This window comes from Variovorax sp. J31P179 (assembly GCF_030316985.1).
GTDB lineage: Bacteria > Pseudomonadota > Gammaproteobacteria > Burkholderiales > Burkholderiaceae_C > Variovorax > Variovorax ginsengisoli_B.
In genome coordinates this window covers 242,551-267,137 of record NZ_JASZYL010000008.1, presented here as the reverse complement: position 1 = coordinate 267,137, position 24,587 = coordinate 242,551, and the positions used below count along the sequence as shown (strand labels likewise).

Sequence of the window (24,587 nt, the reverse complement as noted above, 5' to 3'; positions counted from 1 at the left end):
CAGTGCAAGCCCTGTGCCAGAACAGTGCACCGCCTCGCCTTGGCCCGCAACTTGCCTGCAGCCCCCCCATGCTGTACCGGGCCTACCAAACTCACACCGACCTGCTCTCGCCGTCCCGGCTCGCAGCCCAGTACTTCGGCAGCAGCGTGTGGAAGTCCCGGCCGGACCGCAGCGCCGCCCGCCGGATCGCCGCGGCGATGGACGTCTACGCCCACCTGCGGCTGACCCACACGCGGCCCGACTACGGCATCAAGAGCGTTTTGTCCGAAGGGGAGGAAACCGCGGTCACCGAAGAGCTCGCGCTGGTCGCGCCCTTCGGCACCCTGCTGCACTTCCGCAAGGACACCAAGGCGGTGCAGCCGAAGGTGCTGCTGGCCGCACCACTGTCGGGCCATTTCGCGACCTTGCTGCGCGAAACGGTGCGCACCCTGCTGCGCGACCACGACGTCTACCTGACCGACTGGCACAACGCCCGCGACGTGCCGCTGTGGAACGGCGGCTTCGGCCTCGACGACTACACGCTGCAGATCGTGAGCTTCCTCGAGGCCATCGGCCCCGGCGCCCACATGATGGCGGTCTGCCAGCCCTGCGTCGCGGCGCTGGCGGCGACCGCGCTGATGGCCGAGGACGACCATCCCGCCGCGCCGCTGAGCCTGACCCTGATGGCCGGCCCGGTCGACTGCCGCATCAATCCGACCATGGTGAACAAGCTGGCGACCGATCGCCCGATCGGCTGGTTCGAGCGCAACCTGATCAGCCGGGTGCCATGGCCGCACGCGGGGATGATGCGGCGCGTGTACCCGGGCTTCCTGCAGCTCAGCGCCTTCATGAGCATGAATCCCGACCGGCACAAGGAACAGTTCAAGAAGCTCTATCACCACCTGGTCGAAGGCGAGCTCGAGCAGGCCGCCACGATCCGGAACTTCTACGACGAATACCTGGCGGTCAACGACCTGCCGGCCGAGTTCTATCTCGAGACGGTCGAGCGGGTGTTCCAGACCTACGACCTGCCGCGCGGCGAGCTCACCGTCGGCGAGCGCAAGGTGGACCCCGCGGCCATCCGCCGGACCGCACTGATGACGGTCGAAGGCGAGCGCGACGACATCTGCGCGGTCGGCCAGACCGTGGCGGCGCAGGACCTGTGCCCCAGCATCCGCCCCTACCTCAAGACCCATCACCTGCAGGCCGGCGTCGGCCACTACGGCGTCTTCAGCGGCAGCAAATGGAACACGCAGATCTATCCGCGGGTGCGGGAGATGATCCACACGGCGCAGGAACTGCACTAGGACACGGTCGTCGCTACCAGGGCCTGCCGCAGGTGCGCGATCAGCGCCTGCGACGCGACGTTGCGCATCGGGCCAGGCAGGTAGACGAGCACGATGCGGCGCTCGATGTCAGGCCGGCTCAGCGGCAGCACCACCAGTTCATCGTCGCGCAGCGAGGACGTGTAGAGCCTCGGCATCAACCCGAGCGCAAGCCCGCCGCGCACCAGGGCGTAGAGCGTCTCCGAATAGCCCACCCGGTAGGGCTCCGAGCCCTGCGCGAACTGGGCCCGGGCCGGATCGCCGAGGGCCGGCATGCTGCCGCTCTCGAACAGCACCAGGCGCTCGCCGCCGATCGCCTCCCAGTCGGCGCCGCCGGCAGCGGCCAGCGGGTGATCGCGCCGCACCACCAGCACCAGCGGATCGCGGAACAGGTCGATGCAGACCAGCCCGCCCGGCGGTTCGGTGATGGCGGCCACCGCGAGGTCGAGCTGGCCGCTGCGCACTTCGGCCAGCAGCGCATTCGACGGCGCGTCGCGCCAGGCGAACTCGACGCCGTGCGGCGCGGCGCCGCCGACGAATGCCGCCACCGCCGCCGCGACCCGGGCGCTCGCCGAAGGGATCACGCCGATGCGCACGAAGGCGCGGCCGCGCCGCACCGTGCTCTCGATGTCGCGCAGCGCGACCTCGAAGGTGTTGACCAGGTAGTCGGTGCGCGCCAGCACCTCGGCGCCGACCGGCGTCAGCGCCAGCCGATGGGTCGAGCGGGTCAGCAGTTCGGCGCCGAGCAGCTTCTCCATCTGCTTGATCGCATTGCTCAGCGCCGGCTGGGTGATCGACAGGCGGCGCGCGGCGCGGCCGAACTGGCCCTCTTCCACCAGCACCGAGAAGCACTGGAGCTGGCGCAAGGTGAGCGCACGCAATGGCAAGGTGGAAGCCATGGACCTCGGTTATGGATTCAGTGAATGAAATTATAGGAATTCAAAATTTTCCTTATTTCAGCGCCCTGCCTAGACTGGGCGGCATGCGCACTGACACGGCCCTCCCCGACCCCCTCGATGCCTTCCTGCGGGCGATCCCGAAGGTCGAACTGCACTGCCACCTGTTCGGGACGGTCCGCCATGACACCTTCGCGGACCTCAACCGCCGCGCCGGTGCGCCGCTGGCCGACGACGAGATCGAGGGCTTCTACACCCGGGGCGAAAAGCCGGTCGGCGTGCTGCGGGTGCTGCGGGCGCTCGATGCCCAGCTGGTGCGCAGCGCCGACGACCTGCACCGGCTCACTTTCGAATACCTGCAGGACGCGGCGGCGCACCAGGTGCGCTACAGCGAATTCTTCTGGAACCCGACCGGCACCGTGCATGCCTCCGGCATCGGCTACCGCCAGGCCCAGGATGCGATCGTCCGCGCGATCCACGATGCCGAGCGGTCGTTCGGCATCGTCGGCCGGCTGATCGCGGCGATCGACCGCGAGGCCAGCCCCGAGGCTGCGGTCGAGATGGTGCAGTGGGTCACCGCCAACCGATGCGACGAAGTGATCGGCATCGGCATCGACTACCGCGAGAACGACCGGCCGCCCGAGCTGTTCGCCGAGGCCTACCGCGACGCCCGGCGCGCCGGCCTCAAGACCACCGCGCACGCCGGCGAGTTCGGCATGCCCTGGACCAACGTGTGCACGGCGCTCGACCTGCTGCAGGTGGACCGCATCGACCATGGCTACACGGTGGTCGACCGGCCGGAATTCGCACGCGAATGCGCCGAGCGCGGCGTGCTGTTCACGGTCGTGCCGACCAACTCCTACTACCTGCGCACGCTGCCGCCGGAGCGCTGGGCGCTCGACCATCCGATCCGCCGCATGCCGGGCCTGGGCCTGCGCATCCACCCGAACACCGACGATCCGACCCTGCACAAGGTCACGCCCACCGGGGCCTGGCGGATGATGGTGCGCGACTTCGGCTTCGGGGTCGACGAGCTGCGCGGCTTCATGCACAACGGCCTGGACGGCGCCTGGATCGACGATGCGCAGCGTCGCCGGTGGCGTGCCGACTGGAGCGCCGAATTCGACCAGCTCCGTGCCAGCCTCTCCCCGGACTCCTTCCTGCCGACCCCATGAAAAAACCCATCGCCAAACCCCTGCTCCTCGCCGCCGCCCTGCTGGGCACCCTGGCCGGCGTGGCCTCGGCCCAGCCGTCGTGGCCCGGTGCCAAGCCGATCACGCTGATCGTCCCCTACTCGGCCGGCGGCAGCGTCGATTTCACGGCCCGCCTGGTCGCGACCAAGCTCGGCGAACGGCTCAAGCAATCGGTGGTGATCGAGAACGTGACCGGCGCCGGCGGCGCCATCGGCGTGGCCAAGGCGGTCAACGCGGCGCCCGACGGCTACACGCTGGTGGCCGGGCCGGACAGCGCGATCGCGATCGGCCGCCTGATCAACCCGGCCGCCTTCAAGTTCGATCCCCTGAAGGACCTGGCGCCGGTCGGCATGCTGAACACGGCGCCGATGGTGCTGGTCGCCCGTCCCGGTTTGCCGGTGAAGGATTTCGCCGATTTCGTGAAGCTCGCCAAGGCCTCGCCCGGCAAGTTCAACTACGCCACCTCGGGCGTCGGCACCGTGCTCCAGCTGGCGATGGAACTGCTGAAGGAGCGCACCGGGATCTTCGTCACCCACGTGCCGTACCGCGGCGGCGCCCAGATCGCAACCGACGTGATCGGCAACCAGGTCGACCTGGCGATGCTGGTCAGCACCAGCGCGATCCCGCACGTGACGGGCAACCGGCTGAAGGCGCTCGGCGTCACCGGCAGCCAGCGGCTGGAGGCCCTGCCCCAAGTGCCGGCCTTCGGCGAGATGCCGGGCCTGAAGGGCTTCGACATGGTGAGCTGGACCGGCATCTTCGCGCCGGCCAACACGCCGGCGCCGATCGTGAGCCGCCTGAACCAGGAGCTCAACGCGGTGCTGAAGGACCCCGAAGTGCGCGCCAAGCTGCAGGAGCAGGGCGCGCTGCCCGGCACCGGCTCGCCGGAGGACCTGGGTCGGTTCGTGAAATCGGAATACGCCCGCAACCAGAAGATCGTGCAGGCGGCCAACATCAAGGAGTGAGCCGCGGGCTCAGGACGACTCGTCCTCCGCCGGCCAGTCGCGGATGTACGCCTTCAGCATCTTGTTCTCGAAGTTCTGGCTGTCGACCACCGCCTTGGCGACGTCGTAGAAGCTGATCACGCCCATCAGCATGCGCTTGTCCATGACCGGCATGTAGCGGGCGTGGCGCTCCAGCATGATGCGGCGGATCTCGTCGAGGTCGGTTTCGAGGGTGCAGGTTACGGGATGGTCGTCCATCGCCTTGCGCACCAGGGTGCCGCCGACCTGGCCGCCGTTGGCGACGATGGCGACGATCACTTCGCGGAAGGTCAGCATGCCGACCAGGTCGCCGTGCTCCATGACCACCAGGGAGCCGATGTCCTTGTCGGCCATGACGTTGACCGCGCTGGCCAGGGGTTCGTCGGGCGTGACCGTGAAGAGCGTGTTGCCCTTGACGCGCAGGATATCGCTGACTTTCATGTAATTTGCTCCTCGCTTGCTCGGCGGCGTGCCGATTTGAATATAGCCCACAATGGCCGCCCGTCCACCGACCCGTGATCGACGCGCCGACGCGCGCGTAACCGGGCATTGCAGAAACGATTCTCGAAAGGCGCTCATGTCCGGCTACTCAGACCCCGGCTTCGACACGCTGGCATTGCATGCCGGCGCCGCACCCGACCCCGCCACCGGCGCGCGGGCGGTGCCGATCCACCTCACGACCTCCTTCGTCTTCGAATCCAGCGACCATGCCGCGGCGCTGTTCAATCTGGAGCGCGCGGGCCATGTCTACTCGCGCATCAGCAACCCGACCAACGCGGTGCTCGAGCAGCGCGTGGCGGCTCTCGAAGGCGGCATCGGGGCGATCGCCACCGCCAGCGGCCAGGCAGCGCTGCACCTGTCGATCGCGACCCTCATGGGCGCCGGCTCGCACATCGTCGCCAGCACCGCGCTGTACGGCGGCTCGCAGAACCTGCTGCACTACACGATGCGCCGCTTCGGCATCGAGACCACCTTCGTCAAGCCCGGCGACCTCGACGGCTGGCGCGCCGCGATCCGGCCCGAGACCAAGCTGCTGTTCGGCGAGACCGTGGGCAACCCGGGGCTCGACGTGCTCGACATCCCGGCCGTCAGCGAGATCGCGCACGCCGCCCGCGTGCCGCTGCTGGTCGACTCCACCCTGACCTCGCCCTACCTGATCAAGCCCTTCGACTGGGGCGCCGACCTGGTCTACCACTCGGCCACCAAGTTCCTGTCCGGTCACGGCACCGTGATCGGCGGCGTGGTGGTCGACGGCGGCAGCTTCGACTGGGAGCGATCGGGCAAGTTCGCCGAGCTCACGCAAGCCTACGACGGCTTCCACAACATGGTCTTCAGCGAGGAGAGCACGGTCGGCGCCTTCCTGCTGCGGGCCCGCCGCGAAGGCCTGCGCGACTTCGGCGCCTCGATGAGCCCGCACACCGCCTGGCTGATCCTGCAGGGGATCGAGACGCTGCCGCTGCGCATGGCGCGCCACATCGACAACACGCAGAAGGTGGTCGAGTTCCTGGCCGCGCATCCGTTCGTGGCGCGGGTGGGCCATCCGCTGCTCGAATTGCATCCCAGCCACGCGCTGGCCAACAAGCTGCTGCGCCACGGCGCCAAGGGCGCGGGCGCGGTGTTCAGCTTCGACCTCAAGGGCAACCGCGAGCAGGGCAAGAAGTTCATCGAGGCGCTCAAGCTCTTCAGCCACCTGGCGAACGTGGGCGACTGCCGCAGCCTGGTGATCCATCCGGCGAGCACCACGCACTTCCGCATGACCGACGAGGCACTGGCCGGCGCCGGGATCTCGCAGGGCACGATTCGCCTGTCGATCGGGCTGGAAGACCCGGCCGACCTGATCGACGACCTCAAGCGCGCCCTGAAGGCGGCGGAAAAGGCGGGTGCGTGATGCAGTTCGACGTCCAAGGCCACGCCACCTACTGCTACACCGGCGGCAAGCCGCTCGACCCCGCCAAGCCGACGGTGGTCTTCATCCATGGCGTGCTCAACGACCACAGCGTCTGGATCCTGCAGAGCCGCTGGTTCGCCAACCACGGCTGGAACGTGCTCGCGGTCGACCTGCCGGGACACTGCAGGAGCGCGGGCCCGCCGCCCGCGAGCGTCGAAGACGCCGCCGCCTTCATCGTCGCGCTGCTCGATGCCGCGGGTGTCGCGAAGGCCGCGCTGGTCGGCCACAGCTTCGGCTCGCTGATCGCACTGGAGACCGCGGCGCGCGCGCCGGAGCGGGTCACGCACCTGGCGCTGGTCGGCACGGCCTACCCGATGACCGTGTCGCCGGCGCTGCTCGATGGCGCGCTCGACGACCCGCAGCGCACGATCGCGATGGTCAGCACCTTCTCGCATTCGATGCTGGCGCCGCCGCTCGGTCCGGGGGTCTGGCTCGCCGGCAGTTCGCGGGCGCTGATGCGCCGCGTGCTCGCGAGCAACACCGACGCCAATGTCTTCCACATCGGCTTCAAGGCCTGCAATGACTACGCCAACGGCGAACAGGCGTTGGCAAAGGTGCGATGCCCGGTGCTGTTCCTGCTCGGCGAGGCCGACCAGATGACGCCGCCGCGGGCCGCCCGCTCGCTGGCGCAGAAGGCGCCGGGCGCCAAGGTCGTCACCGTCAAGGCCGGCCACGCGCTCATGAGCGAGGCACCCGACGCGGTGCTGTTCGCACTGCGCGACTTCCTGGAATGAGCGGCGTCAACGCAACGCGTTGATGTCCGCCATCTCGACCAGCGGATTCGGCGCGCCGCGCTTGGCGACGACCAGCATGGCGCGCCCGACCTGCTCGCTGGTCGTGACCGCGTCGGGCCGCCAGCGGCGCACCAGCCCGAAGACCGGGTTGGCGACCACGTAGGCCCACCGGTACAGCGCCGTCTTCGATCGCACGCCATGCATCGGCTGGATCATGCCGGGGCGGAACATGTAGGCGGCCTTGAAGGGCAGCCGCATCAGCGCGTTCTCGGTCGCGCCCTTGACGCGCGCCCACATGCGGGGGCCGCGCTCGGTGCTGTCGGTGCCGGCGCCCGTCACGTAGACGAAGGTCATCTGCGGGTTGAGCCGCACGAGCCTGCGCGCCACCCCCAGAGTGAGGTCGAAGGTCACGCGCTTGTATTCCTCCTCGCTCATGCCGACCGAGGAGACGCCGAGGCAGAAGAAGCAGGCGTCGAAGCCGGCCAGTTCGGCCTCGACCGCCGCGAGCTGTCCCGGGTCGGGCACGACCAGGTCGCGCAGCTTCGGATGCGTCTCGCCGCTCGGCCGGCGGCCGACGCAGAGCACCGCGGTCACGTCGGCATCGTGCAGGCATTCGCGCAGCACGCCCTGCCCCACCATGCCGGTGGCGCCGAAGAGAAGGATCTTCATCGGCCGCCGACCGAAAACGCCTCGGGCTCGCGCTGGAGCGCGCCGAGCAGGGTCGACACCTCGGGCACCAGGGCCTGGGCCGGCTGGAGTGCGCCCAGCAGCCGCGCCAGCGTTTCGGCATGGGGCAGCAGCGGGCCGAGGAAGCGGGTGCCGGCCTCGCTGGCGATCAGGAGCGTCGGAAAGGTCTCGACGTCGAAGTCGTCCGAGATGTCCGCGTGGTCCTCGATGTCGACCCAGGCGAAACGGAACTGCGGGTGGTCGCGCGCCACCGACTCGAACAGCGGCCGGTACTCGCGACAGGCGCCGCACCATTCGGCGCACAGGCAGACGACCCAGAGGCGATCGTCGGCGGCGGTGGTTGAGAAATCGGTCAAGGCAGTGTCGAAGGAACGAAGGGCTGAGGAGGAGTTCGGCGCCATTATCGATTCGCCAGCAAATCCTGCAGCCGCAGGCTCTCGAGAGGGCCTTGGCACCAGAGGCTGCGCAACGGCGGTGTGTGCGGCATCAGCAGCTCCCGCAGCAGCGGCTCCAGCGGCGTCGCAGGGCCCGCCAGCAGCACGAAGCGGGGATCGTCGTTGTCGCGCTCCTCGGCCAGCGGCGCGATCCAGTCGAGCGCGACCAGCGTTTCGAGCACCGGCGCGAGCTGCAGCGCGTCGACCCTCATGCGTCCCACCAGCTCGGCTGCGCCCAGGCCGCTGGCCGGTGTCGACCTGGCGGCATGCAGGTCCTGGAGCACCTCGACCGCCAGCTGCAGCGGCCAGCCGGCCGCGCCGCCGCGCCGCGCCACCCCGGCCAGCAGGCTGGGCAGGTAGGCCGCGATCACGGCGCCCAGCAGCACGATGACCCAGGCCACGTAGATCCAGACCAGCAGGATCGGCACGGTCGCGAAGGCGCCATAGAGCACCGAGTAGGTCGGCACCAGGCTCATGTAGTAGCCCAGCACGCGCTTGGCGAGCTCGATCGACGTGGCGACGAAAAGGCCGCCCGCCCAGGCGTGCGACCACTTCACGTGGGTGTTCGGCACGTAGCGGTAGAGGGCCGTCATGCCGCCGGCCAGCAGCACGAATTCGAAGGTGTCGAACAGCAGCTTGACGATCGCGCCGCCCACCACCTCGCGCGAGGCCGAGAAGAAGGACGCCGTGGTGCTGAGGCTCAGTGCCAGCACCAGCGGGCCGAGCGTGATCGCGGCCCAGTAGATCAGCACCCGCTGCGCCAGCGGCCGGGGCTTGCGCACCCGCCAGATGTTGTTGAGCGTCTTGTCCATGGTGAGGATCAGCGCCACCGCGGTCACCAGCAGCACCACCAGGCCAGCGACGCCGAGCCCGCTGGCCTTGCTGGCGAACTGGTTCAGGTAGCCCAGCACCTGGCGCGCGATGTTGTCCGGGATCAGGCTGTCGATCAGCCAGCGCTGGACCCGCCCCTGCATCGTGCTGAACATCGGGAAGACGGTGAACAGGGCCGCCGCCACGGTGAAGAACGGCACCATCGCGATGGTGGTGGTGAAGGTCAGGCTGCTCGCGGTCAGGCCGAGCCGGTCCTCGCGGAAACGCTCGCCCAGCACCGCCGCCGTGTTCCCCCAGGGAAAGTGCGAAAGATCCCTCCAGAACTGCCAGCGATTCATGCCCGGTATCATGCCGCATGGGCTCACCCCCGAGGCTTCGCGCACTGCGACACCTCTTTTTTCTCGTGATCAATTCCACCTTGCCCCCCGCCTCCGTTTCCGCCACCCGATGGCTTGCCGTCGGCAGCCTGGTCGGGCTGATCGTGCTCGGGCTCGCCTGGGAGCTGTGGCTGGCCCCCTTGCGGCCGGGCGGTTCGTGGCTGGCGCTCAAGGTGCTGCCGCTGGTGGTGCCGCTGGCCGGCCTGCTGAAGAACCGCATGTACACCTATCGCTGGGTCAGCCTGATGGTCTGGCTCTATTTCACCGAAGGCGTGGTGCGCGCCTGGAGCGACATCAACGGCGTCGGCCAGGTGCTGGCGCTGGTCCAGGTCGTGCTGTGCCTGGCGCTTTTCACGGCCTGTGCCTGGCATGTGCGGCTGCGGCTGCGCAACGCGGCCCAGGCCCGCAAACTCGAAGTCGAAAGGGCGACGCCATGAGCGTTCTGTTGGAGAAGCTGCGCGCGATCGTCGGCGCGGCGAACGTGCTCACCGAAGGCGACCTCGGCGCCTGGGAGCAGGACTGGCGCAAGCGTTCGCGCGGCAAGGCGCTGGCGGTCGTGCGGCCGGGCGACACGCGCCAGGTCGCCGAGGTGGTCCGGGCCTGCGCCGAAGCCGGCACCTCGATCGTGCCGCAAGGCGGCAACACCGGGCTGGCGGTCGGCTCGACGCCCGACGAGAGCGGCACCCAGGTGCTGCTGAGCCTGCAGCGGCTGAACGCGATCCGCGGCATCGACGCCGCCAATCTCACGATGACGGTCGAGGCCGGCTGCGTGCTGCAGACCCTGCAGGAGGCGGCGCGCAACGCCGGCTTCCTGTTCCCGCTGAGCCTGGCGGCCGAAGGCAGCTGCACCATCGGCGGCAACCTGGCGACCAACGCCGGCGGCACGCAGGTGGTGCGCTACGGCAACACCCGCGACCTGTGCCTCGGGCTCGAGGTCGTGACGCCGCAGGGCGGGGTCTGGGAAGGCACCAGCGGCCTGCGCAAGGACAACACGGGCTATGACCTGCGCGACCTGATGATCGGCAGCGAAGGCACGCTCGGCGTCATCACGGCCGCCACCATGAAGCTCTACCCGCTGCCGGCGGCCCAGCTCACGGCATGGGCGGCAGTGCCGTCGCTCGACCACGCGGTCACCCTGCTCGGCCTGGCGCACCAGCGCCTGGGGGCCGGCCTGACCGGTTTCGAGGTGATGGGCAAGTTCGCGCTGAGCCTGGTCGACAAGCACTTCCCGGCCCTGCGCGTGCCTTTCATCGACGACGCGTCCGTTCCATGGTGCGTGCTGCTCGAGAACTCCGACAGCGAATCGGAAGACCATGCCCGCAGCCGCTTCGAGGCCTTGCTCGAAACCGCCTTCGAAGCCGGCTGCGTGACCGACGCGGTGGTCGCCGAGAGCCTCACGCAGGCGCACCAGCTCTGGCACATCCGCGAAAGCATCCCGCTGGCGCAGGCCGAGGAAGGCCTCAACATCAAGCACGACATCTCGATCGCGGTGTCGCGCATCCCGGCCTTCGTGGCCGAGACCGATGCGCTGCTCGCTCGCGAGATCCCGGGCGTGCGACTGGTGAATTTCGGCCACCTGGGCGACGGCAACCTGCACTACAACGTGCAGGCGCCCGAGGGCGGCGACAGCAAGGCCTTCCTGCGCGACCACGAGGACCGGATCAACACCCTGGTCTACGACGCGGTCGAGAAATTCGACGGCTCGTTCTCGGCCGAGCACGGCGTCGGCTCGCTCAAGGTCGACAAGCTCGAGAAGCACAAATCGCCGGTGGCGCTCGAGATGATGCGCGCGATCAAGCGCGGGCTGGACCCGCAGAACATCCTGAATCCGGGGCGGGTGATCCGACTGGCCTGAGGTTCGGATGCGCGTAAACTATGCGCATAGTTCATGCCCGGAGAATGCCACATGCTTCGCTTCGACAAAGCCCCGAAGAAGGCGACCAACCTGTCGCTGAACAGCAAGGTGCTGGAGGTGGCGCGCGAGCTCGGCATGAACCTGTCCCAGACAGTGGACGAGCTGCTCGCAGCAGAGGTCAAGCGCCGCTACTGGGCGAAATGGGCGGAAGAAAACAAGGACGGCATCGCCGCCTACAACACCAGGATCGCGAAGGAAGGATTGCCGCTGGCCAAGTACCGCACTTTTGCGCGCAGCCTTGGCGACGGCAAGAAAGGCTGACATGGCGCGCTTCGACGTCTATTCGAATCCGGATGCGGCCGATCGCGCGGCCATTCCTTTCATGCTCGACGTCCAGAGCGACTATCTCGAAGGTCTGGACACGCGCGTGGTCATCCCGCTCTTCGCCACCGCGCGCTTCAAGACCAGGGTGCGCACGCTGAATGCGGAACTTCGGGTCGCCGGAAAGGAGGTCGTCATGGACACCGCCTCGATCGGCGCCGTTCCCGCGACGGAGCTGCGCCGACCTGTTGCCAATCTTTCCGACCAGCAGCTCGATATTCAGGACGCGCTCGACGCATTGTTCGCAGGCCATTGACGACATGACCCCCCACCCCATCCGCTCCCAATACGAAGACTTCATGCGCCACGTCGACAGCACCGGCGTACAAAAGGGCGACCGCACCGGCACCGGCACCAAGAGCGTGTTCGGCTACCAGATGCGCTTCGACCTCAACGAGGGCTTCCCGCTGGTCACCACCAAGAAGGTGCACCTGCGCTCCATCATCCAGGAACTGCTCTGGTTCCTGACCGGCTCGAGCGACAACAACTGGCTCAAGGAGCGCGGCGTCACGATCTGGGACGAATGGGCCCGCGAGGACGGCGACCTGGGCCCGGTCTACGGCGTGCAATGGCGCAGCTGGCCGACGCCCGACGGCGGCCACATCGACCAGATCCAGCAGGTGATCGACACCCTCAAGAGCAACCCCGACTCGCGCCGCATCATCGTCAGCGCCTGGAACGTGGCCGAGCTCTCGAAGATGGCGCTGATGCCCTGCCACGCCTTCTTCCAGTTCTACGTGGCGCCGCCGCAAGCCCCTGGCGAGCGCGGCAAGCTGAGCTGCCAGCTCTACCAGCGCAGCGCCGACATCTTCCTCGGCGTGCCGTTCAATATCGCCAGCTACGCGCTGCTGACGCACATGGTGGCGCAGCAGTGCGAGCTGGATGTCGGCGATTTCATCTGGACCGGCGGCGACTGCCATATCTACAGCAACCACGCCGAGCAGGTCGCACTGCAGCTGAGCCGTGCACCGCGCGCCTATCCGACGCTGGTCATCCGGCGCAAGCCGGCCTCGATCTTCGACTACCAGTACGAGGATTTCGCGGTCGAGGGCTACGACCCGCATCCCGCGATCAAGGCGCCCGTGGCGGTCTGACAGATGCGCGTCAACCTGCTCCTCGCGCGCGCCGCCAACGGCGCGATCGGACTCGGCGGCACGATGCCCTGGCACCTGCCCGAGGACATGGCCCACTTCAAGCGCCAGACCGCGGGTGCGCCCGTGATCATGGGCCGCAAGACCTGGGACTCGATCCCGCCGCGCTTCCGTCCGCTGGCCGGCCGGCGCAACATCGTCGTCACGCGCAATGCCGACTGGCAGGCCGAAGGCGCCGAGCGGGCCGGAAGCTTGCCGGAAGCCATCGCCCTGTGCGAACACGCCCGCAGCGACGAAGCCTGGGTGATCGGCGGCGCCCAGATCTACGCCGAGGCGGAGCCGCTGGCCCAGCGCGTGGTGCTGACCGAGATCGCGCGCGACTTCGAGGGCGACGCCTGGGCACCCGCCTTCGATTGCGGCTGGCACGAGACCGCGCGCGAATCGCACATCGCGGCCAATGGCCTGCCGTTCAGCTTCGTCACGCTGGAGCGGCGCTGAGCCGAGTTCTCAGCCGCAGGCCTCGATCTTGAATTCGACCCGGCGGTCGAGCGCATCGACGGCGTCGTCGGTGCCGCTGCCGATGATGTTCTCGCGAAAGCCCTTGCCGCTGGTCGTGGTGCGCGGGCCCAGTGCGGTCGAGTCGTTCACCAGCCGCTGTCGGATGTAGGCCGCGCGCTGCAGCGACAGCACCTCGTTGTACGCCACCGGACCGGTGTGGCTGGTGTGGCCGATGATGTCCATGCAGATCCCGGCGTCGGTGCTGGCCTTGGCGATCTGATGCAGCCACATCGGATAGGGGCCGCTGATCCGGCCATCGGACCAGAACACGGTGGTGTTCGGATTGAAGAGGAACTTGACGCCGAGTTGCCGGTTGGCGATGCCGTAGGCGACGATCTTGCCGAACGCCTGCTCGGCCTCGGCCGTGCGGCCCAGCTTGGCCGACGACAGATAGATGCCGTTGAGCACGCGCAGCTGCTCGCCGTCCGACGTCGCGGCCGCGGCGCTGTACTGCGCCAGCGCCTCCGGATAGCGTCCCGCGTTGTAGTGCGCGGTGGCCGCCGTGATCGTCGGCGCCGCCGAGAGCCGCGCCAGGTAGGCCGGGTCGGCACGCTGGCCGGCCGCCGCGGCGGTGGTGCGGACGTAGCCTTCGACCAGCGGGTCCCGCGTCGGCACCGGCGTGTCGCGGTCATAGGGCAGCGGTGTGTGGTCCAGGCCCTCGTCACGCACCAGCGATGACGCGTGCGCGACCACCGTGCCGCTCTTCAGTTCGGTCAGGGCGAGGTCGATCCGCAACGGGCCCTGCGGCTGGCTGGGCGCGATCCGCGTCATGGTGCCGGTGAGCAGGTAGCGGGCCTTGCCGAGGTTTTCGCTGTCGAAGGGCAGGACCTCGATCGCGTCGTACTTGGTGCCCATGCGCTCGATCACGCGGTCCTGCAGCTGCAGCGTCGCGATCGTCTGCTGGCCGCTGGCGGCATCGAGCATCGGATCGAGCACCACGCTGCGCCGGCCGCCGATCCGGTCGAGAAACAGCGGCTGCGTCTGGGTCTGGACGACCAGCGCATCGCTGGCTTGCACCACGGCTTCGGCAAAGGGCAGCGGGGCCCCGGACGCGGTGACCGGCGGCGCCGCGCAGCCGCCGAGGCCCGTCGCCAACCACGCGGCAAGCGACAGGAACACGAAGTGCAGCCAGCCATTCCGTTTCATGGTTCGCAGTCCTTCCTGAGCATTGCGGCCTCGGCCGCCGTGAGGGGACCGAGAGAGGCCCGTTGCAAGGACTCGACGCATTGCGTCCGGCCCGGCCCCGCTTGAGCGGTGGCCAGCGGTGCTTGCGTCTCGCGCGCGCGCTCGCGGGCGGGCTCGCGGGCGGCCTCGCGGGCAGGCTCGGCGCGCGGCCGTTGTTGCGCTGTTCTTCGGGCCGGTTCAGGCGCGATTGGCTCCGAGGCGATCACGCGGGGCAGCGACTCGGTCAGCGCCAGGGCCGTTTCGGGCAGCGCCTGCTCAGGCACCTGCGCCTGCGCGGGCACAGGTTCAGCGACGGGCGCGGGCGCCGCCGGCAGCGACACCATCCGTTGCGGCTCCGGCAGCGGCGGCGGCAGGCCCGGATCGCCGAGCCGGATGGCGGCGGCTGCGCCAACGCCCACCAGCAACCCCAGCGCCAGCCGCGTGACGGCCTGGGTGCGGCTGCGGCGCGGCGCCGGCTCACGGCCCGGGAGCGCGGGCGCCTCGCTGTCGAAGGCGGCCTCGAAGACGAAATCGGGCCGGTCGGTCGCACTCAGCAGGTCGAGGTCCTGGTCCCGGCGATCGTGGGCGCCGCTCAGCCGGTTCCAGAGTTCAGCCGCGCTCGTGCAACCGCCCTGGGGAATCGGCGACAGCGCCGCGTCGACCGCATCCATGAAATGGCCGCTGTAGCGACGCCGCGCCACTTCGGCGAGCGGCCGGACCCGATCGTTCCGGCGCGCCGGGGGCTGGCCGGCAATGGCCGCGTACACCACGCCCGCCAGCGCACGCAGATCGGACAGTGGGGCGTCGAGGTCGTCGCCCACGTCCCGGATGCCGCCGAACGCCGTCAGCACCGGGCCGTCGTCGGTGAGCAGGATGCGGTGCGTCGCGATCCCGCCGTGCACGCACTGCGACGCGTGCAACGTGCCGAGCGCATCGAGCAGGGGACGCAGCCAGCTGCACAGCTGGGCCTCGTCGGGCGGCCCGCCGAGTTCCACCAGCACGCGCGCCAGCGTCGCGCCCTCGTAGTACGGCATCGCCATGTAGGCCGTGCCGTTGCCTTCCCAGAAATGCAGCACCCTGGGCAGCGAGGGGTGATCGAATCGCCCCAGCATCCGGGCCTGGTTGATGAAGCTGCACAGCCCAACCTGGAACGCCGTCACCCGGCCTTTCGACTTCGCGACCACCGCCGCCGACACGGGGTCCCTCGACGCCAGTGCGCCGGGCAGATATTCCCGCACCGCCACGTGCTGCTCGAGCACATGGTCCCAGGCCAGGTAGACGATGCCTTTCTCGTTCTCGCCGATGGTGCCGACGATCTCGTAGTCGAACAACCTGAAGCCTTCGGGCAACGCATGGATGTCGCGCGCCGGCGCCTCGTCGGAAGCCTCCGGGGCGGTCTGCGCGCGTCTCCCCGACGTCGGGCGGTGCCCGGTACGGAGGTCGAGCGCAAGGGCGCTGTTCATGGCGTCGACTCTACGTCGCCCGGCCGTCGTCGACATTCACCGGACGCACTAGCCGAATGGACGCCAGGTCACCTGGCATGCTCCAAAACCCTGATTGATTTATTTATTGATGTTAATACGATGATGCCCTCAAACCGCATTTCAGCCATGTCCAGCGCCCCCACGATCGCCGACATCGCCCGCACCGCCGGCGTCGGCACCGCCACGGTCGACCGGGTGCTCAACCGGCGCGCCGGCGTCAACGCCGAGACCGTGCAGCGCGTGCTGCAGGTGGTCGAGGAACTGGGCGCGCCGCAGCAGCCGGGCCGCCCGCGGCGCGGCGCCAACGCCCGCTTCGCCTATGTGCTGCCGGCGGACGACTCCCCCTTCCTGGAACTGGTCGAAAGACAGATTGCGCAGGCCGCCGGCGACTTCCGGCATGCCCACATCACCGAGGTCACGCACCGCATCGACAGCACCGACCCCGGGCGCTTCGCCGAAGAACTCGCGCAGGTCGGCGACTGCGAGGGCATCGCCCTGCTGGCGCCCGACCTGCCTCCGATCAAGCGCGCCATCAACGAGCTGGTGCGCGCCGGCGTGCACGTGGTGACCTTGTTCTCCGACGTCGCGGGCTCGATGCGCGAGACCTGCATCGGCGCCGACAACCGGGCCGCCGGCCGCACCGCCGGCCTGCTGCTGGCGCGAATGGCCAACGACAGCCGGCGCGACACCTTGCTGCTGTCGTCGCAGGCGACCCGGCTGTCGGCCGAGATCGAGCGGCGCATCGGCTTCGCCCACGTCATCGAGGAGCGATTCCCCCGGCTGCACATGGTGCGCACGCCCGACCTGCCGGCCGACGACGACGGCGCCTGTCGCGCGTTGCTGCAGGCCCTGCGCGACGACATCGACCCGGCGCGCGTCGCCGGCATCTACAACGTCGGCTCGGGCAGCGCCGGCGTGGCGCGCGCACTGGCCGAGGCCGGCCTGGCGGCCCATGTCGGCGTGGCGGCGCACGACTTCACCGACGAGAACGCCTCGCTGCTGAGCGCCAACGCCCTGTCCTACGTCCTGCACCAGGACATCCATTACTGCGTATTGACGGCGGCGCGTGTGCTGCGCGCGCTGTGCGAGAACGTCCGCGGCGCACTCAACGTGGTGCAGCCGCGCATCGAGATCCTGACGGCCGAGAACCTTCACTGAGCGGACGCCCGGTACGTGCCCCTGAACCCAAACCTTTTTTGGAGACAGCTCATGAAATCGATGTCGAAGATGCTCCCGGGCGTGATCGCCCTCGCCGCTGCCACCGTGCTCAGCCTGACCGGCGCCGACGTGCGCGCGCAGGACAAGACCATCACCCTGTGCTGGGCCGCCTGGGACCCGGCCAACGCGCTGGTCGAACTCTCGAAGGACTTCACCACCAAGACCGGCATCAAGATGAAGTTCGAGTTCGTGCCGTGGACCAGCTTCGCCGACCGCATGCTCAACGAGCTCAACTCCAAGGGCAAGCTGTGCGACCTGATCATCGGCGACAGCCAGTGGATCGGCGGCGCCGCCGAACAGGGCCAGTACGTCAAGCTCAACGAGTTCTTCGACAAGGAAGGCATCAAGATGACCGACTTCGCGCCCGCCACCGTGGTGGGCTATGCGGAGTGGCCCAAGAACACGCCCAACTACTGGGCGCTGCCGGCCATGGCCGACGCGGTCGGCTGGACCTACCGCAAGGACTGGTTCGCCAAGCCCGAGCTGCAGGCCGAGTTCAAGAAGAAGTACAACCGCGACCTCGCACCGCCCAAGACCTGGACCGAGTTCAAGGAGGTGGCCGAGTTCTTCCAGGGCCGCATGATCGACGGCAAGAAGGTCTACGGCGCCTACCTCTTCACCGAGCGCGGCTCCGAAGGCATCACGATGGGCGTGACCAACGTGCTCTACCCGATGGGCTTCAAGTACGAAGACCCCAAGAAGCCCTATGCCATGGACGGCTTCGTCAACTCGCCGGATGCGGTGCGCGGCCTCGAGTTCTACAAGGCGCTCTACAAGGGCAGCACCCCGCCCGGCCTCACCAACGCCTACATGACCGAAGGCCTCGACGCCTTCAAGTCGGGCCAGGTGGCGATGATGATGAACTGGTTCGCCTTCTTCCCCGGCCTCTACAAGGACCCGAACGTCGGCGGCGACAAGATCGGCTTCTTCGTCAACCCGTCGGACAAGGCCAAGGGCGTGCAGCTCGGCGGCCAGGGCATCTCGGTGGTGTCGTACTCGCCGAACCGCAACGAGGCGCTGCAGTACATCAAGTGGTTCGCCAACCCCGACGTGCAGAAGAAGTGGCAGGCCATCGGCGGATCGTCGGCCGCCAAGGCGGTGCTCAACGACCCGGCCTACCCGAAGAGCTCGCCCTTCGCCCAGCCCTTCCTCGACTCGATGGACATGGTGGTCGACTTCTGGGCCGAGCCCTCGTACGCGCAATTGCTGTTGTCGATGCAGAAGCGCGTGCATGATTACGTGGTGGCCGACAAGGGCACCGCCAAGGAGGCGCTCGATGCACTGGTGGTCGACTGGAAGAAGGTCTTCAAGGACGACGGCAAGGCGAAGTGACGGCCAGGCCCAGGCGAAACACGGCATGAGCACTCCCGCCGCCCTCGTCGCCCGCGCCGCCCAGGCCACGCCGGCCGAGGTGGCGTCGCGGATGCGCGGTCTCTCCGACCGCGCGATCGCCTGGCTGTTCGTGGCGCCGACGATGCTGCTGCTGCTGGCGATCAACATCTTCCCGCTGATCTGGACCATCAAGCTGTCGTTCACCAACTACCGGGCCAACCGGCCCAACGCGGCGGTGGTCGACGTCGGCATCGACAACTACGTCTCGGTGCTGACCGACCCGGACATCTGGCTGGCGATGCAGGCCACCGCCCACTTCCTGTTCTGGACCATCCTGCTGCAGGTGCTGATCGGCTTCGCACTGGCCTACCTGATCGACCGCAAGTTCCGCGGCCACGGCTTCTGGACCACGATGATCCTGATCCCGATGATGCTGTCGCCCGCGGTGGTCGGCAATTTCTGGGCCTTCCTGTACCAGCCGCAGACGGGCCTGTTCAACTACGCGGTGTCGTTCCTGTCGGGCATCCCGGCCTCGTCGTTCGAGATGATCGGCTCGGTCAAGCTCGCGCCCTGGGCGATCATCATCGTCGACACCTGGATGTGGACGCCCTACGTGATGCTGATCTGCCTGGCCGGCCTGCGCTCGATCCCCGACTACATCTACGAGGCGGCCGAGGTCGACCGGGCCTCGAAGTGGCGCCAGTTCTGGTCGATCACGCTGCCGATGGTGCTGCCCTTCATCATGCTGGCGGTGCTGTTCCGCGGCATCGAGAACTTCAAGATGTTCGACATGGTCAACCTGCTGACCTCGGGCGGCCCGGGCTCGGCGACCGAGCTGGCGTCGATCACGCTCAAGCGCGAGGCCTTCGAGAAATGGCGCACCGGCTATTCGTCGGCGTTCGCGATCATCCTTTTCGTGGCGGTGTTCGGCCTGGCCAACATCTACGTCAAGGCGCTCAACCACGTGAAGAACCGCTGAGGCAACCCATGCGCACCGGCATCAGCACCGCCCACTCCGTCGTCGAGCCGAGCGCGCGCACCCGCTTCGCGGCCGGCGCGGTCGTGGTCGCGTATGCGCTCCTGACGATGATCCCGCTGGTCTGGATCATCCTGACCGGCTTCAAGACGCCGCCCGACTCGATCAGCTACCCGCCGAAGGTGCTGTTCACGCCCTCCCCCCAGGGCTACTGCAACCTGTTCACCACGCGCTCGCGCCAGACGCCCGAATACATCGCCGCGCTGCCGCCCGCGACCGAGATCTGCGACAAGGTGGCACGCGACGACAACATGGTGGTCGCGGGACGGTCGAACTACATCCCGCGCTTCGTCAACTCGCTGATCATCGCCTTCGGCTCGACCGTGCTGTCGGTCGGCATCGGCGTGATGGCCGCCTACGCCTTCTCGCGCTTCAACGTGCCGCTGAAGGACGACATGCTGTTCTTCATTTTGTCGACGCGGATGATGCCGCCGATCGCGGTGGCGATCCCGATCTACCTGATGTACCGCGAGCTCGGCCTGTCGGACACGCGCCTCGGCATGATCCTGCTGTACAGCGCGGTCAACGTGTCGCTCGCGGTGTGGCTGCTCAAGGGTTTCATCGACGAGATTCCGCGCGAGTACGAGGAAGCCGCGATGGTCGACGGCTACACCCGGCTGCAGGCCTTCCGCAAGGTGGTGCTGCCGCAGGCCACCACCGGCATCGTCGCCACCTCGATCTTCTGCCTGATCTTCGCCTGGAACGAATACGCCTTCGCGGTGCTGCTGACCTCGGGCACTGCGCAAACGGCGCCGCCTTTCATTCCGATCATCATCGGCGAGGGCGGACAGGACTGGCCGGCCGTGGCCGCCGGCACCACCTTGTTCCTGATCCCGATCCTGGTCTTCACGGTGTTGCTGCGCAAGCACCTGCTGCGCGGCATCACCTTCGGCGCAGTGCGCAAGTAGGAGCTCCGGCCATGTCGACCCCTTCCCTGCCCGTCCACCGCCGCTGGCCGCGCTGGCTGCGCCGCGGTCCGATGGAGATCGTGGCCTGCGTCGTGATCACGGCCGGGCTCGTGATGATGCTGCAGCCGCTGGCGATGAGCCTGTTCACCTGGTCGTTCCTGACCACCCTGTTCGGCACCGCGCTGTTCATGATCGTGTCCAAGTTTCCCGCCTGAACGCCATGGCCGAGATCCGCGTCCACGAACTGCACAAGGCCTTCACCGACTTCACCGCGGTGAAGAGCTCGAGCTTCGCCGTGCGCAACGGCGAGTTCTTCTGCCTGCTCGGCCCCTCGGGCTGCGGCAAGACCACCACCCTGCGCATGATCGCCGGGCTCGAGCTGCCGACCTCCGGCCAGATCTTCCTCGGCGACGAGGACGTGAGCTTCAAGCGGGCGTCGGCGCGCGACATCGCCTTCGTGTTCCAGATGTTCGCGCTCTACCCGCACATGAACGTGCGCCGGAACATCGCCTTCCCGCTGGTCTCCCAGGGCATGGCGCGCGACGAGATCGGCCGCCAGGTCGAGCAGGCGGCGCGCACGCTGCGCATCACGCACCTGCTCGACAAGCCGGTGTCGCAGCTGTCGAGCGGCGACCGCCAGCGCGTGGCGCTGGGCCGCGCGATCGTGCGCCAGCCGCTGGCCTTCCTGATGGACGAGCCGCTCGGCGCCCTCGACGCCGAGTTCCGCGAAGTGATGTGCCACGAACTGCGCGCCCTGCACGACCGGCTGCAGGCCACCACCGTGTACGTGACGCACGACCAGATGGAGGCGATGGCCATGGCCGACGTCATCGCGATCATGAACGAGGGCGTGATCGAGCAGCTCGGGGCTCCGCTCGAGGTCTACGAGCGGCCCGCCAGCGTCTTCGTGGCCGACTTCATCGGCGCGCCGTCGATGAACTTCCTGCCCTTCGAGGCCGGCCTGGCGAGCGGCGACGATGCGATCCTGATCGGCCCGGCACGGATCGCCGTGCCGCCCCTGCGCGAAGACCTGTCGCCGCGAGCGCTGCTGTGCGGCGTGCGCCCCGAGCACGTGCGCTTCGACGACGCGTCCGGGCTGCGCGCCGAGGTGCTCGCGACCGAATACCTCGGTACCCGCACCGTCGTGACGCTGGCCACCGCGCAAGGCACCACGGTGCGCGCCAAGGTCGACGTCGACATCCCGGTGGCGCGCGGCGACCATGTCGGACTGGCCTTCGATGCCGCGAAGATCTCGCTGTTCGATGCCGCATCGGGCCGGGCGCTGCGCAGCGCGCGCGATGAGACGCCGCTGCGGGCCGGACGGAGGGCGCGCCATGGCTGAGCTTCGACTCTCGGGCGTCGTCAAGCGCTTCGGCGGCGTGACCGCGGTCGACGGCGTCGGCCTCGACATTCCGAGCGGCGAGTTCTTCGTCCTGCTGGGCCCGAGCGGCGCCGGCAAGACGACCACGCTGCGCCTGGTGGCGGGCCTCGAGCGGCCGGACGCCGGCCGCGTCTCGATCGGCGGGCGCGACGTCACGGCGCTCGCGCCGGCGCTGCGCGACGTGGCCTTCGTGTTCCAGCAGTATTCGCTCTATCCGCACCTGAGCGTCTTCGACAACCTGGCGTTCCCGCTGCGCTCGCCGCTGCGTCCCTCGCCGGAAACCGAGGTGCGCCGCAAGGTCGAGGAGGTCGCCCGCATGCTGCGCATCCACGACAAGCTGCAGAACCCCGCGACCCGGCTGTCGGGCGGCCAGATGCAGCGCGTGGCGATCGGCCGCGCCCTGGTGCGCAGCCCCGCGCTCTACCTGATGGACGAACCGCTGTCCTCGCTGGACGCCAAGCTGCGCAACGACCTGCGGCTGGAGCTCAAGCGCATCCAGCAGGATCTGGGCGCCACCATGCTCTACGTGACGCACGACCAGATCGAGGCCATGACCCTGGCCACCCGCATCGGCGTGCTCGACGCCGGCCGGCTGGTACAGGTCGGCACGCCGCAGCAGATCTACGAGAACCCGGGCAGCGCGCACGTCGCCTCGCGGCTCGGCTCGCCGCGCATCAACCTGGTCGCCCGCGGGCTGTTCCCGCAGCTCGACGGGCCCGAGCGCGCGGTGACGGTCGGCATCCGCGCCGAGCACCTGCGGCTGCACCGCCGGCCGGCGGCGAGCGGCCCCGGCCTGGCGCACCGGGGCGCCAGCGTCAGGCGCATCGAGCGCCTGAGCGACCTGCACCTGGTGCATGTCGGCCTCGACGACAGCGGCCAGGAGCTGATCGTCTCGGCGCCCGCCAACGAGAGCTTCGAGCCGAACGACGCGGTGCAGGTCGAACTGCTGCGCCCGCTCTGGTTCGATGCCGAGGGCCAGCGCATCCATGCCTGAACACGGCACATCCACACGGGAGACCCCATGGCCGACATCGACCTGATACGCAACGCGACCCAGACCCTGATCGACCATGTCGACGAACTGACGGCCCTCGACCAGGCGATCGGCGACGGCGACCACGGGCTCAACATGCGCCGCGGCGCGCTCGCCATCCAGGCCCGGCTCGACGAGCTCGCCAGCCAATCGCTCAACGAGGCGCTGCGCACCATGGGCATGGCCTGCATGTCGACCATCGGGGGCTCGTCGGGCCCGGTGTTCGGCACCTTGCTGGTCACCCTCGGCAAGGAACTGCCCGACCCGCCTACCGCCGCCGCGCTGGCCGGCGCACTCGATGCCGGCATCAAGGCGCTGACGCGGCTGGGCAAGGCCGAGGTCGGCCAGAAGACCCTGCTCGACGTGCTCGACCCGGTGCAGAAAGTGCTCGCCGAAGGCGGCGGGCAACTGGCCGGCCGCGTGCGCGACTGCGCCTTCGCGAGCGCCGACGCCACGGCGGCGATGGATGCCATCAAGGGCCGCGCCTCGTTCCTCGGCGAACGCGCGCTGGGCCATGTCGACCCGGGCTCGCGCTCGGTCGCCCTGATCATCGGCGCGATCTGCGACGGCCTGCAATCGCGCGCGCAACCGACCTCCCAATCCGCCTGAAAGCGCACCATGAAAAAGCTCATCAACGACGTCGAGTCCCTGTTGTCCGAATCGCTGGACGGCTTCGCGGCCGCGCACGCCGACATCGTGACGCTCGGCGAGGGCGGCCAGTTCGTCCGCCGGCGCACGCCCAAGCCCGGCAAGGTCGCGCTGATCTCGGGCGGAGGCTCGGGCCACGAGCCGCTGCACACCGGCTTCGTCGGCCACGGCATGCTCGACGCGGCCTGCCCGGGCCAGGTGTTCACTTCGCCGACGCCCGACCAGATGCTGGCGGCGGCGCAGGCGGTGGACACCGGCGCGGGCGTGCTGTTCATCGTCAAGAACTACTCCGGCGACATGATGAACTTCCAGATGGCCGCCGAGATGATCGACTGCGACAACGCCACGGTCATCGTCAACGACGACGTGGCGGTCGAGAACTCGACCTACACGACCGGCCGGCGCGGCGTTGCCGGCACCTTGATCGTCGAGAAGATCGTCGGCGCCGCCGCCGAGCGCGGCGATGACTTGGCGGCGTTGAAGGCGCTCGGCGATTCGGTCAACAAGGCGACGGCCTCGATGGGCGTGGCGCTGACCTCGTGCACCGTGCCGGCCGCCGGCAAGCCGACCTTCCAGATCGGTGCCGACGAGATGGAGATGGGCGTCGGCATCCACGGCGAGCCGGGCCGGCGCCGGGTCCGGCTGGCATCGGCCGACGACATCGCGGCCGAGCTGAGCGGCGCGATCCTCAAGGACCTGTCGCTCAAGCCGGGCCAGGAGGTGCTGCTGCTGGTCAACGGCTTCGGCGGCACGCCTCTGATGGAGCTGTACCTGATGGTGAACGCGGTGCGCAAGATACTGGATGGGCATCGGCTGAAGATCGCTCGCTGCCTCACCGGGTCGTATGTGACTTCGCTGGAGATGGCGGGGTGCTCGGTGACAGTGAGCGCGATGGATGCGGCGACGCTGGCGCTGTGGGATGCGCCGGTGCACACGGCGGCGCTGCGTTGGGGGATGTGAGCGGAATCCAACGAAAAAGAAGCGTCTGACGCCATCGAAAGAAGCATCCATGGAATAAGCAGGGGCCGCAGCAACGGCACTCGGAATTCGCCCCCATCCGGCCGGCAAGCGCCAAATAAAATTTCCGCTTCCCCACGGGGCCGGCCTCGGC

The 24,587-nt window shown here is 68.7% G+C and carries 27 protein-coding genes; 20 read left to right on the top strand and 7 right to left on the bottom strand.

Annotation, left to right across the window (positions count from 1 at the left end):
- The first annotated feature begins 68 nt into the window (after positions 1-68).
- Positions 69-1,286, top strand: coding sequence for a polyhydroxyalkanoate depolymerase (locus tag QTI17_RS22260; protein ID WP_286535666.1), 1,218 nt, complete (start codon positions 69-71; stop codon positions 1,284-1,286).
- Here QTI17_RS22260 and QTI17_RS22255 read toward each other — a convergent pair.
- Positions 1,283-2,203 (bottom strand): LysR family transcriptional regulator, encoded by a 921-nt coding sequence (locus tag QTI17_RS22255; RefSeq protein WP_286535664.1) that lies wholly within the window; start codon positions 2,201-2,203, stop codon positions 1,283-1,285. The two genes, QTI17_RS22260 and QTI17_RS22255, sit on opposite strands and share 4 nt — an antisense overlap.
- 83 nt (positions 2,204-2,286) lie before the next feature.
- On the opposite strand from QTI17_RS22255, the gene QTI17_RS22250 reads away from it, so the two are divergent.
- Both QTI17_RS22250 and QTI17_RS22245 read left to right on the top strand, forming a co-directional pair.
- Positions 2,287-3,375, top strand: coding sequence for an adenosine deaminase family protein (locus QTI17_RS22250; protein WP_286535663.1), 1,089 nt, complete (start codon positions 2,287-2,289; stop codon positions 3,373-3,375).
- Positions 3,372-4,358, top strand: a complete 987-nt coding sequence (locus tag QTI17_RS22245) for a Bug family tripartite tricarboxylate transporter substrate binding protein (protein ID WP_286526228.1) — start codon at positions 3,372-3,374, stop codon at positions 4,356-4,358. The genes QTI17_RS22250 and QTI17_RS22245 overlap by 4 nt, the downstream gene beginning before the upstream one ends.
- A 9-nt stretch (positions 4,359-4,367) precedes the next feature.
- Here QTI17_RS22245 and QTI17_RS22240 read toward each other — a convergent pair whose 3' ends face one another.
- Complete coding sequence (locus QTI17_RS22240) at positions 4,368-4,817, bottom strand: CBS domain-containing protein (RefSeq protein WP_286535662.1); 450 nt, start codon at positions 4,815-4,817, stop codon at positions 4,368-4,370.
- A 136-nt stretch (positions 4,818-4,953) separates the two neighbouring features.
- Here QTI17_RS22240 and QTI17_RS22235 point away from each other — a divergent pair, with 136 nt between their 5' ends.
- Together QTI17_RS22235 and QTI17_RS22230 are read left to right on the top strand one after the other, a co-directional pair.
- Positions 4,954-6,264, top strand: a complete 1,311-nt coding sequence (locus tag QTI17_RS22235) for an O-acetylhomoserine aminocarboxypropyltransferase (protein ID WP_286535659.1) — start codon at positions 4,954-4,956, stop codon at positions 6,262-6,264.
- A complete protein-coding gene (locus QTI17_RS22230; protein ID WP_286535656.1) occupies positions 6,264-7,058 on the top strand; it encodes an alpha/beta fold hydrolase in 795 nt (264 codons plus the stop codon). Before QTI17_RS22235 ends, QTI17_RS22230 begins: the two co-directional genes overlap by 1 nt.
- Positions 7,059-7,064: 6 nt before the next feature.
- Here QTI17_RS22230 and QTI17_RS22225 read toward each other — a convergent pair whose 3' ends face one another.
- Genes QTI17_RS22225 through QTI17_RS22215 form a run of 3 tightly spaced genes read right to left on the bottom strand, consistent with a single transcriptional unit; the run spans position 7,065 to position 9,360 of the window.
- Positions 7,065-7,727 (bottom strand): NAD-dependent epimerase/dehydratase family protein, encoded by a 663-nt coding sequence (locus QTI17_RS22225; RefSeq protein ID WP_286535653.1) that lies wholly within the window; start codon positions 7,725-7,727, stop codon positions 7,065-7,067.
- On the bottom strand, positions 7,724-8,101 hold the full coding sequence (locus QTI17_RS22220) for a thioredoxin family protein (RefSeq protein ID WP_286535651.1): 378 nt from the start codon (positions 8,099-8,101) through the stop codon (positions 7,724-7,726). Before QTI17_RS22220 ends, QTI17_RS22225 begins: the two co-directional genes overlap by 4 nt.
- Positions 8,102-8,145: 44 nt before the next feature.
- A complete protein-coding gene (locus QTI17_RS22215; RefSeq protein WP_286535715.1) occupies positions 8,146-9,360 on the bottom strand; it encodes a YihY family inner membrane protein in 1,215 nt (404 codons plus the stop codon).
- 53 nt (positions 9,361-9,413) lie between these two features.
- Between QTI17_RS22215 and QTI17_RS22210 the strand changes: the two genes are divergently transcribed.
- The 6 genes from QTI17_RS22210 to QTI17_RS22185 are packed head-to-tail and all read left to right on the top strand — an operon-like array spanning position 9,414 to position 13,212.
- Positions 9,414-9,824 carry a DUF2069 domain-containing protein gene (locus QTI17_RS22210; RefSeq protein WP_503011092.1) on the top strand — a complete coding sequence of 137 codons (411 nt, stop codon included), beginning with the start codon at positions 9,414-9,416 and terminating at the stop codon, positions 9,822-9,824.
- Positions 9,821-11,242 carry an FAD-binding oxidoreductase gene (locus QTI17_RS22205; protein ID WP_286535647.1) on the top strand — a complete coding sequence of 474 codons (1,422 nt, stop codon included), beginning with the start codon at positions 9,821-9,823 and terminating at the stop codon, positions 11,240-11,242. Before QTI17_RS22210 ends, QTI17_RS22205 begins: the two co-directional genes overlap by 4 nt.
- A 51-nt stretch (positions 11,243-11,293) precedes the next feature.
- The gene (locus tag QTI17_RS22200) at positions 11,294-11,563 is read left to right on the top strand and encodes a type II toxin-antitoxin system CcdA family antitoxin (protein WP_286535646.1); all 270 of its coding nucleotides are present in this window, start codon (positions 11,294-11,296) and stop codon (positions 11,561-11,563) included.
- Between the two features lies 1 nt (position 11,564).
- A complete protein-coding gene (locus QTI17_RS22195; RefSeq protein WP_286535644.1) occupies positions 11,565-11,879 on the top strand; it encodes a CcdB family protein in 315 nt (104 codons plus the stop codon).
- Between the two features lie 4 nt (positions 11,880-11,883).
- Positions 11,884-12,717 carry a thymidylate synthase gene (locus tag QTI17_RS22190; RefSeq protein WP_286526250.1) on the top strand — a complete coding sequence of 278 codons (834 nt, stop codon included), beginning with the start codon at positions 11,884-11,886 and terminating at the stop codon, positions 12,715-12,717.
- A gap of 3 nt (positions 12,718-12,720) precedes the next feature.
- Entirely contained in the window at positions 12,721-13,212 is a 492-nt protein-coding gene (locus QTI17_RS22185) for a dihydrofolate reductase (RefSeq protein ID WP_286535643.1), read from the top strand.
- Positions 13,213-13,221: 9 nt separating this feature from the next.
- Here QTI17_RS22185 and QTI17_RS22180 read toward each other — a convergent pair whose 3' ends face one another.
- Entirely contained in the window at positions 13,222-14,418 is a 1,197-nt protein-coding gene (locus QTI17_RS22180) for an OmpA family protein (RefSeq protein ID WP_286535641.1), read from the bottom strand.
- Positions 14,415-15,899 (bottom strand): serine/threonine protein kinase, encoded by a 1,485-nt coding sequence (locus tag QTI17_RS22175; protein ID WP_286535640.1) that lies wholly within the window; start codon positions 15,897-15,899, stop codon positions 14,415-14,417. Before QTI17_RS22175 ends, QTI17_RS22180 begins: the two co-directional genes overlap by 4 nt.
- Before the next feature lie 147 nt (positions 15,900-16,046).
- On the opposite strand from QTI17_RS22175, the gene QTI17_RS22170 reads away from it, so the two are divergent.
- From QTI17_RS22170 to dhaK, 9 genes are read left to right on the top strand one after another with little or no spacing between them, the layout of a single operon-like run.
- A complete protein-coding gene (locus QTI17_RS22170; RefSeq protein WP_286535639.1) occupies positions 16,047-17,078 on the top strand; it encodes a LacI family DNA-binding transcriptional regulator in 1,032 nt (343 codons plus the stop codon).
- Positions 17,079-17,138: 60 nt separating this feature from the next.
- A complete protein-coding gene (locus QTI17_RS22165) occupies positions 17,139-18,470 on the top strand; it encodes an ABC transporter substrate-binding protein (protein WP_478139409.1) in 1,332 nt (443 codons plus the stop codon).
- A gap of 25 nt (positions 18,471-18,495) precedes the next feature.
- On the top strand, positions 18,496-19,449 hold the full coding sequence (locus tag QTI17_RS22160; RefSeq protein ID WP_286535636.1) for a carbohydrate ABC transporter permease: 954 nt from the start codon (positions 18,496-18,498) through the stop codon (positions 19,447-19,449).
- A gap of 8 nt (positions 19,450-19,457) precedes the next feature.
- Positions 19,458-20,414 (top strand): carbohydrate ABC transporter permease, encoded by a 957-nt coding sequence (locus QTI17_RS22155; protein WP_286535635.1) that lies wholly within the window; start codon positions 19,458-19,460, stop codon positions 20,412-20,414.
- 11 nt (positions 20,415-20,425) lie between these two features.
- Positions 20,426-20,629, top strand: a complete 204-nt coding sequence (locus QTI17_RS22150; RefSeq protein ID WP_286535633.1) for a hypothetical protein — start codon at positions 20,426-20,428, stop codon at positions 20,627-20,629.
- 5 nt (positions 20,630-20,634) lie between these two features.
- Positions 20,635-21,756 carry an ABC transporter ATP-binding protein gene (locus QTI17_RS22145; RefSeq protein ID WP_286535632.1) on the top strand — a complete coding sequence of 374 codons (1,122 nt, stop codon included), beginning with the start codon at positions 20,635-20,637 and terminating at the stop codon, positions 21,754-21,756.
- Positions 21,749-22,789, top strand: a complete 1,041-nt coding sequence (locus QTI17_RS22140; RefSeq protein WP_286535631.1) for an ABC transporter ATP-binding protein — start codon at positions 21,749-21,751, stop codon at positions 22,787-22,789. Before QTI17_RS22145 ends, QTI17_RS22140 begins: the two co-directional genes overlap by 8 nt.
- 27 nt (positions 22,790-22,816) lie before the next feature.
- Positions 22,817-23,437: a dihydroxyacetone kinase subunit DhaL gene (gene dhaL / locus QTI17_RS22135; protein ID WP_286535629.1), complete on the top strand. Its 621-nt coding sequence runs from the start codon at positions 22,817-22,819 to the stop codon at positions 23,435-23,437.
- Between the two features lie 9 nt (positions 23,438-23,446).
- The gene (gene dhaK, locus QTI17_RS22130; protein WP_286535628.1) at positions 23,447-24,436 is read left to right on the top strand and encodes a dihydroxyacetone kinase subunit DhaK; all 990 of its coding nucleotides are present in this window, start codon (positions 23,447-23,449) and stop codon (positions 24,434-24,436) included.
- Positions 24,437-24,587 lie beyond the last annotated feature (151 nt).

Bases quoted from the DNA above. Each gene is read 5' to 3' on its own strand.
- QTI17_RS22230 (WP_286535656.1), top strand. From the start codon at position 6,264: ATGCAGTTCGACGTCCAAGGCCACGCCACCTACTGCTACACCGGCGGC.
- QTI17_RS22245 (WP_286526228.1), top strand. From the start codon at position 3,372: ATGAAAAAACCCATCGCCAAACCCCTGCTCCTCGCCGCCGCCCTGCTG.
- dhaK (WP_286535628.1), top strand. From the start codon at position 23,447: ATGAAAAAGCTCATCAACGACGTCGAGTCCCTGTTGTCCGAATCGCTG.
- QTI17_RS22235 (WP_286535659.1), top strand. From the start codon at position 4,954: ATGTCCGGCTACTCAGACCCCGGCTTCGACACGCTGGCATTGCATGCC.
- QTI17_RS22190 (WP_286526250.1), top strand. From the start codon at position 11,884: ATGACCCCCCACCCCATCCGCTCCCAATACGAAGACTTCATGCGCCAC.
- QTI17_RS22200 (WP_286535646.1), top strand. From the start codon at position 11,294: ATGCTTCGCTTCGACAAAGCCCCGAAGAAGGCGACCAACCTGTCGCTG.
- QTI17_RS22140 (WP_286535631.1), top strand. From the start codon at position 21,749: ATGGCTGAGCTTCGACTCTCGGGCGTCGTCAAGCGCTTCGGCGGCGTG.
- dhaL (WP_286535629.1), top strand. From the start codon at position 22,817: ATGGCCGACATCGACCTGATACGCAACGCGACCCAGACCCTGATCGAC.
- QTI17_RS22160 (WP_286535636.1), top strand. From the start codon at position 18,496: ATGAGCACTCCCGCCGCCCTCGTCGCCCGCGCCGCCCAGGCCACGCCG.
- QTI17_RS22215 (WP_286535715.1), bottom strand. From the start codon at position 9,360: ATGATACCGGGCATGAATCGCTGGCAGTTCTGGAGGGATCTTTCGCAC.
- QTI17_RS22205 (WP_286535647.1), top strand. From the start codon at position 9,821: ATGAGCGTTCTGTTGGAGAAGCTGCGCGCGATCGTCGGCGCGGCGAAC.
- QTI17_RS22155 (WP_286535635.1), top strand. From the start codon at position 19,458: ATGCGCACCGGCATCAGCACCGCCCACTCCGTCGTCGAGCCGAGCGCG.
- QTI17_RS22145 (WP_286535632.1), top strand. From the start codon at position 20,635: ATGGCCGAGATCCGCGTCCACGAACTGCACAAGGCCTTCACCGACTTC.
- QTI17_RS22255 (WP_286535664.1), bottom strand. From the start codon at position 2,203: ATGGCTTCCACCTTGCCATTGCGTGCGCTCACCTTGCGCCAGCTCCAG.
- QTI17_RS22250 (WP_286535663.1), top strand. From the start codon at position 2,287: ATGCGCACTGACACGGCCCTCCCCGACCCCCTCGATGCCTTCCTGCGG.
- QTI17_RS22180 (WP_286535641.1), bottom strand. From the start codon at position 14,418: ATGAAACGGAATGGCTGGCTGCACTTCGTGTTCCTGTCGCTTGCCGCG.
- QTI17_RS22170 (WP_286535639.1), top strand. From the start codon at position 16,047: ATGTCCAGCGCCCCCACGATCGCCGACATCGCCCGCACCGCCGGCGTC.
- QTI17_RS22240 (WP_286535662.1), bottom strand. From the start codon at position 4,817: ATGAAAGTCAGCGATATCCTGCGCGTCAAGGGCAACACGCTCTTCACG.
- QTI17_RS22165 (WP_478139409.1), top strand. From the start codon at position 17,139: ATGTCGAAGATGCTCCCGGGCGTGATCGCCCTCGCCGCTGCCACCGTG.
- QTI17_RS22150 (WP_286535633.1), top strand. From the start codon at position 20,426: ATGTCGACCCCTTCCCTGCCCGTCCACCGCCGCTGGCCGCGCTGGCTG.
- QTI17_RS22185 (WP_286535643.1), top strand. From the start codon at position 12,721: ATGCGCGTCAACCTGCTCCTCGCGCGCGCCGCCAACGGCGCGATCGGA.
- QTI17_RS22175 (WP_286535640.1), bottom strand. From the start codon at position 15,899: ATGAACAGCGCCCTTGCGCTCGACCTCCGTACCGGGCACCGCCCGACG.
- QTI17_RS22260 (WP_286535666.1), top strand. From the start codon at position 69: ATGCTGTACCGGGCCTACCAAACTCACACCGACCTGCTCTCGCCGTCC.
- QTI17_RS22195 (WP_286535644.1), top strand. From the start codon at position 11,565: ATGGCGCGCTTCGACGTCTATTCGAATCCGGATGCGGCCGATCGCGCG.
- QTI17_RS22225 (WP_286535653.1), bottom strand. From the start codon at position 7,727: ATGAAGATCCTTCTCTTCGGCGCCACCGGCATGGTGGGGCAGGGCGTG.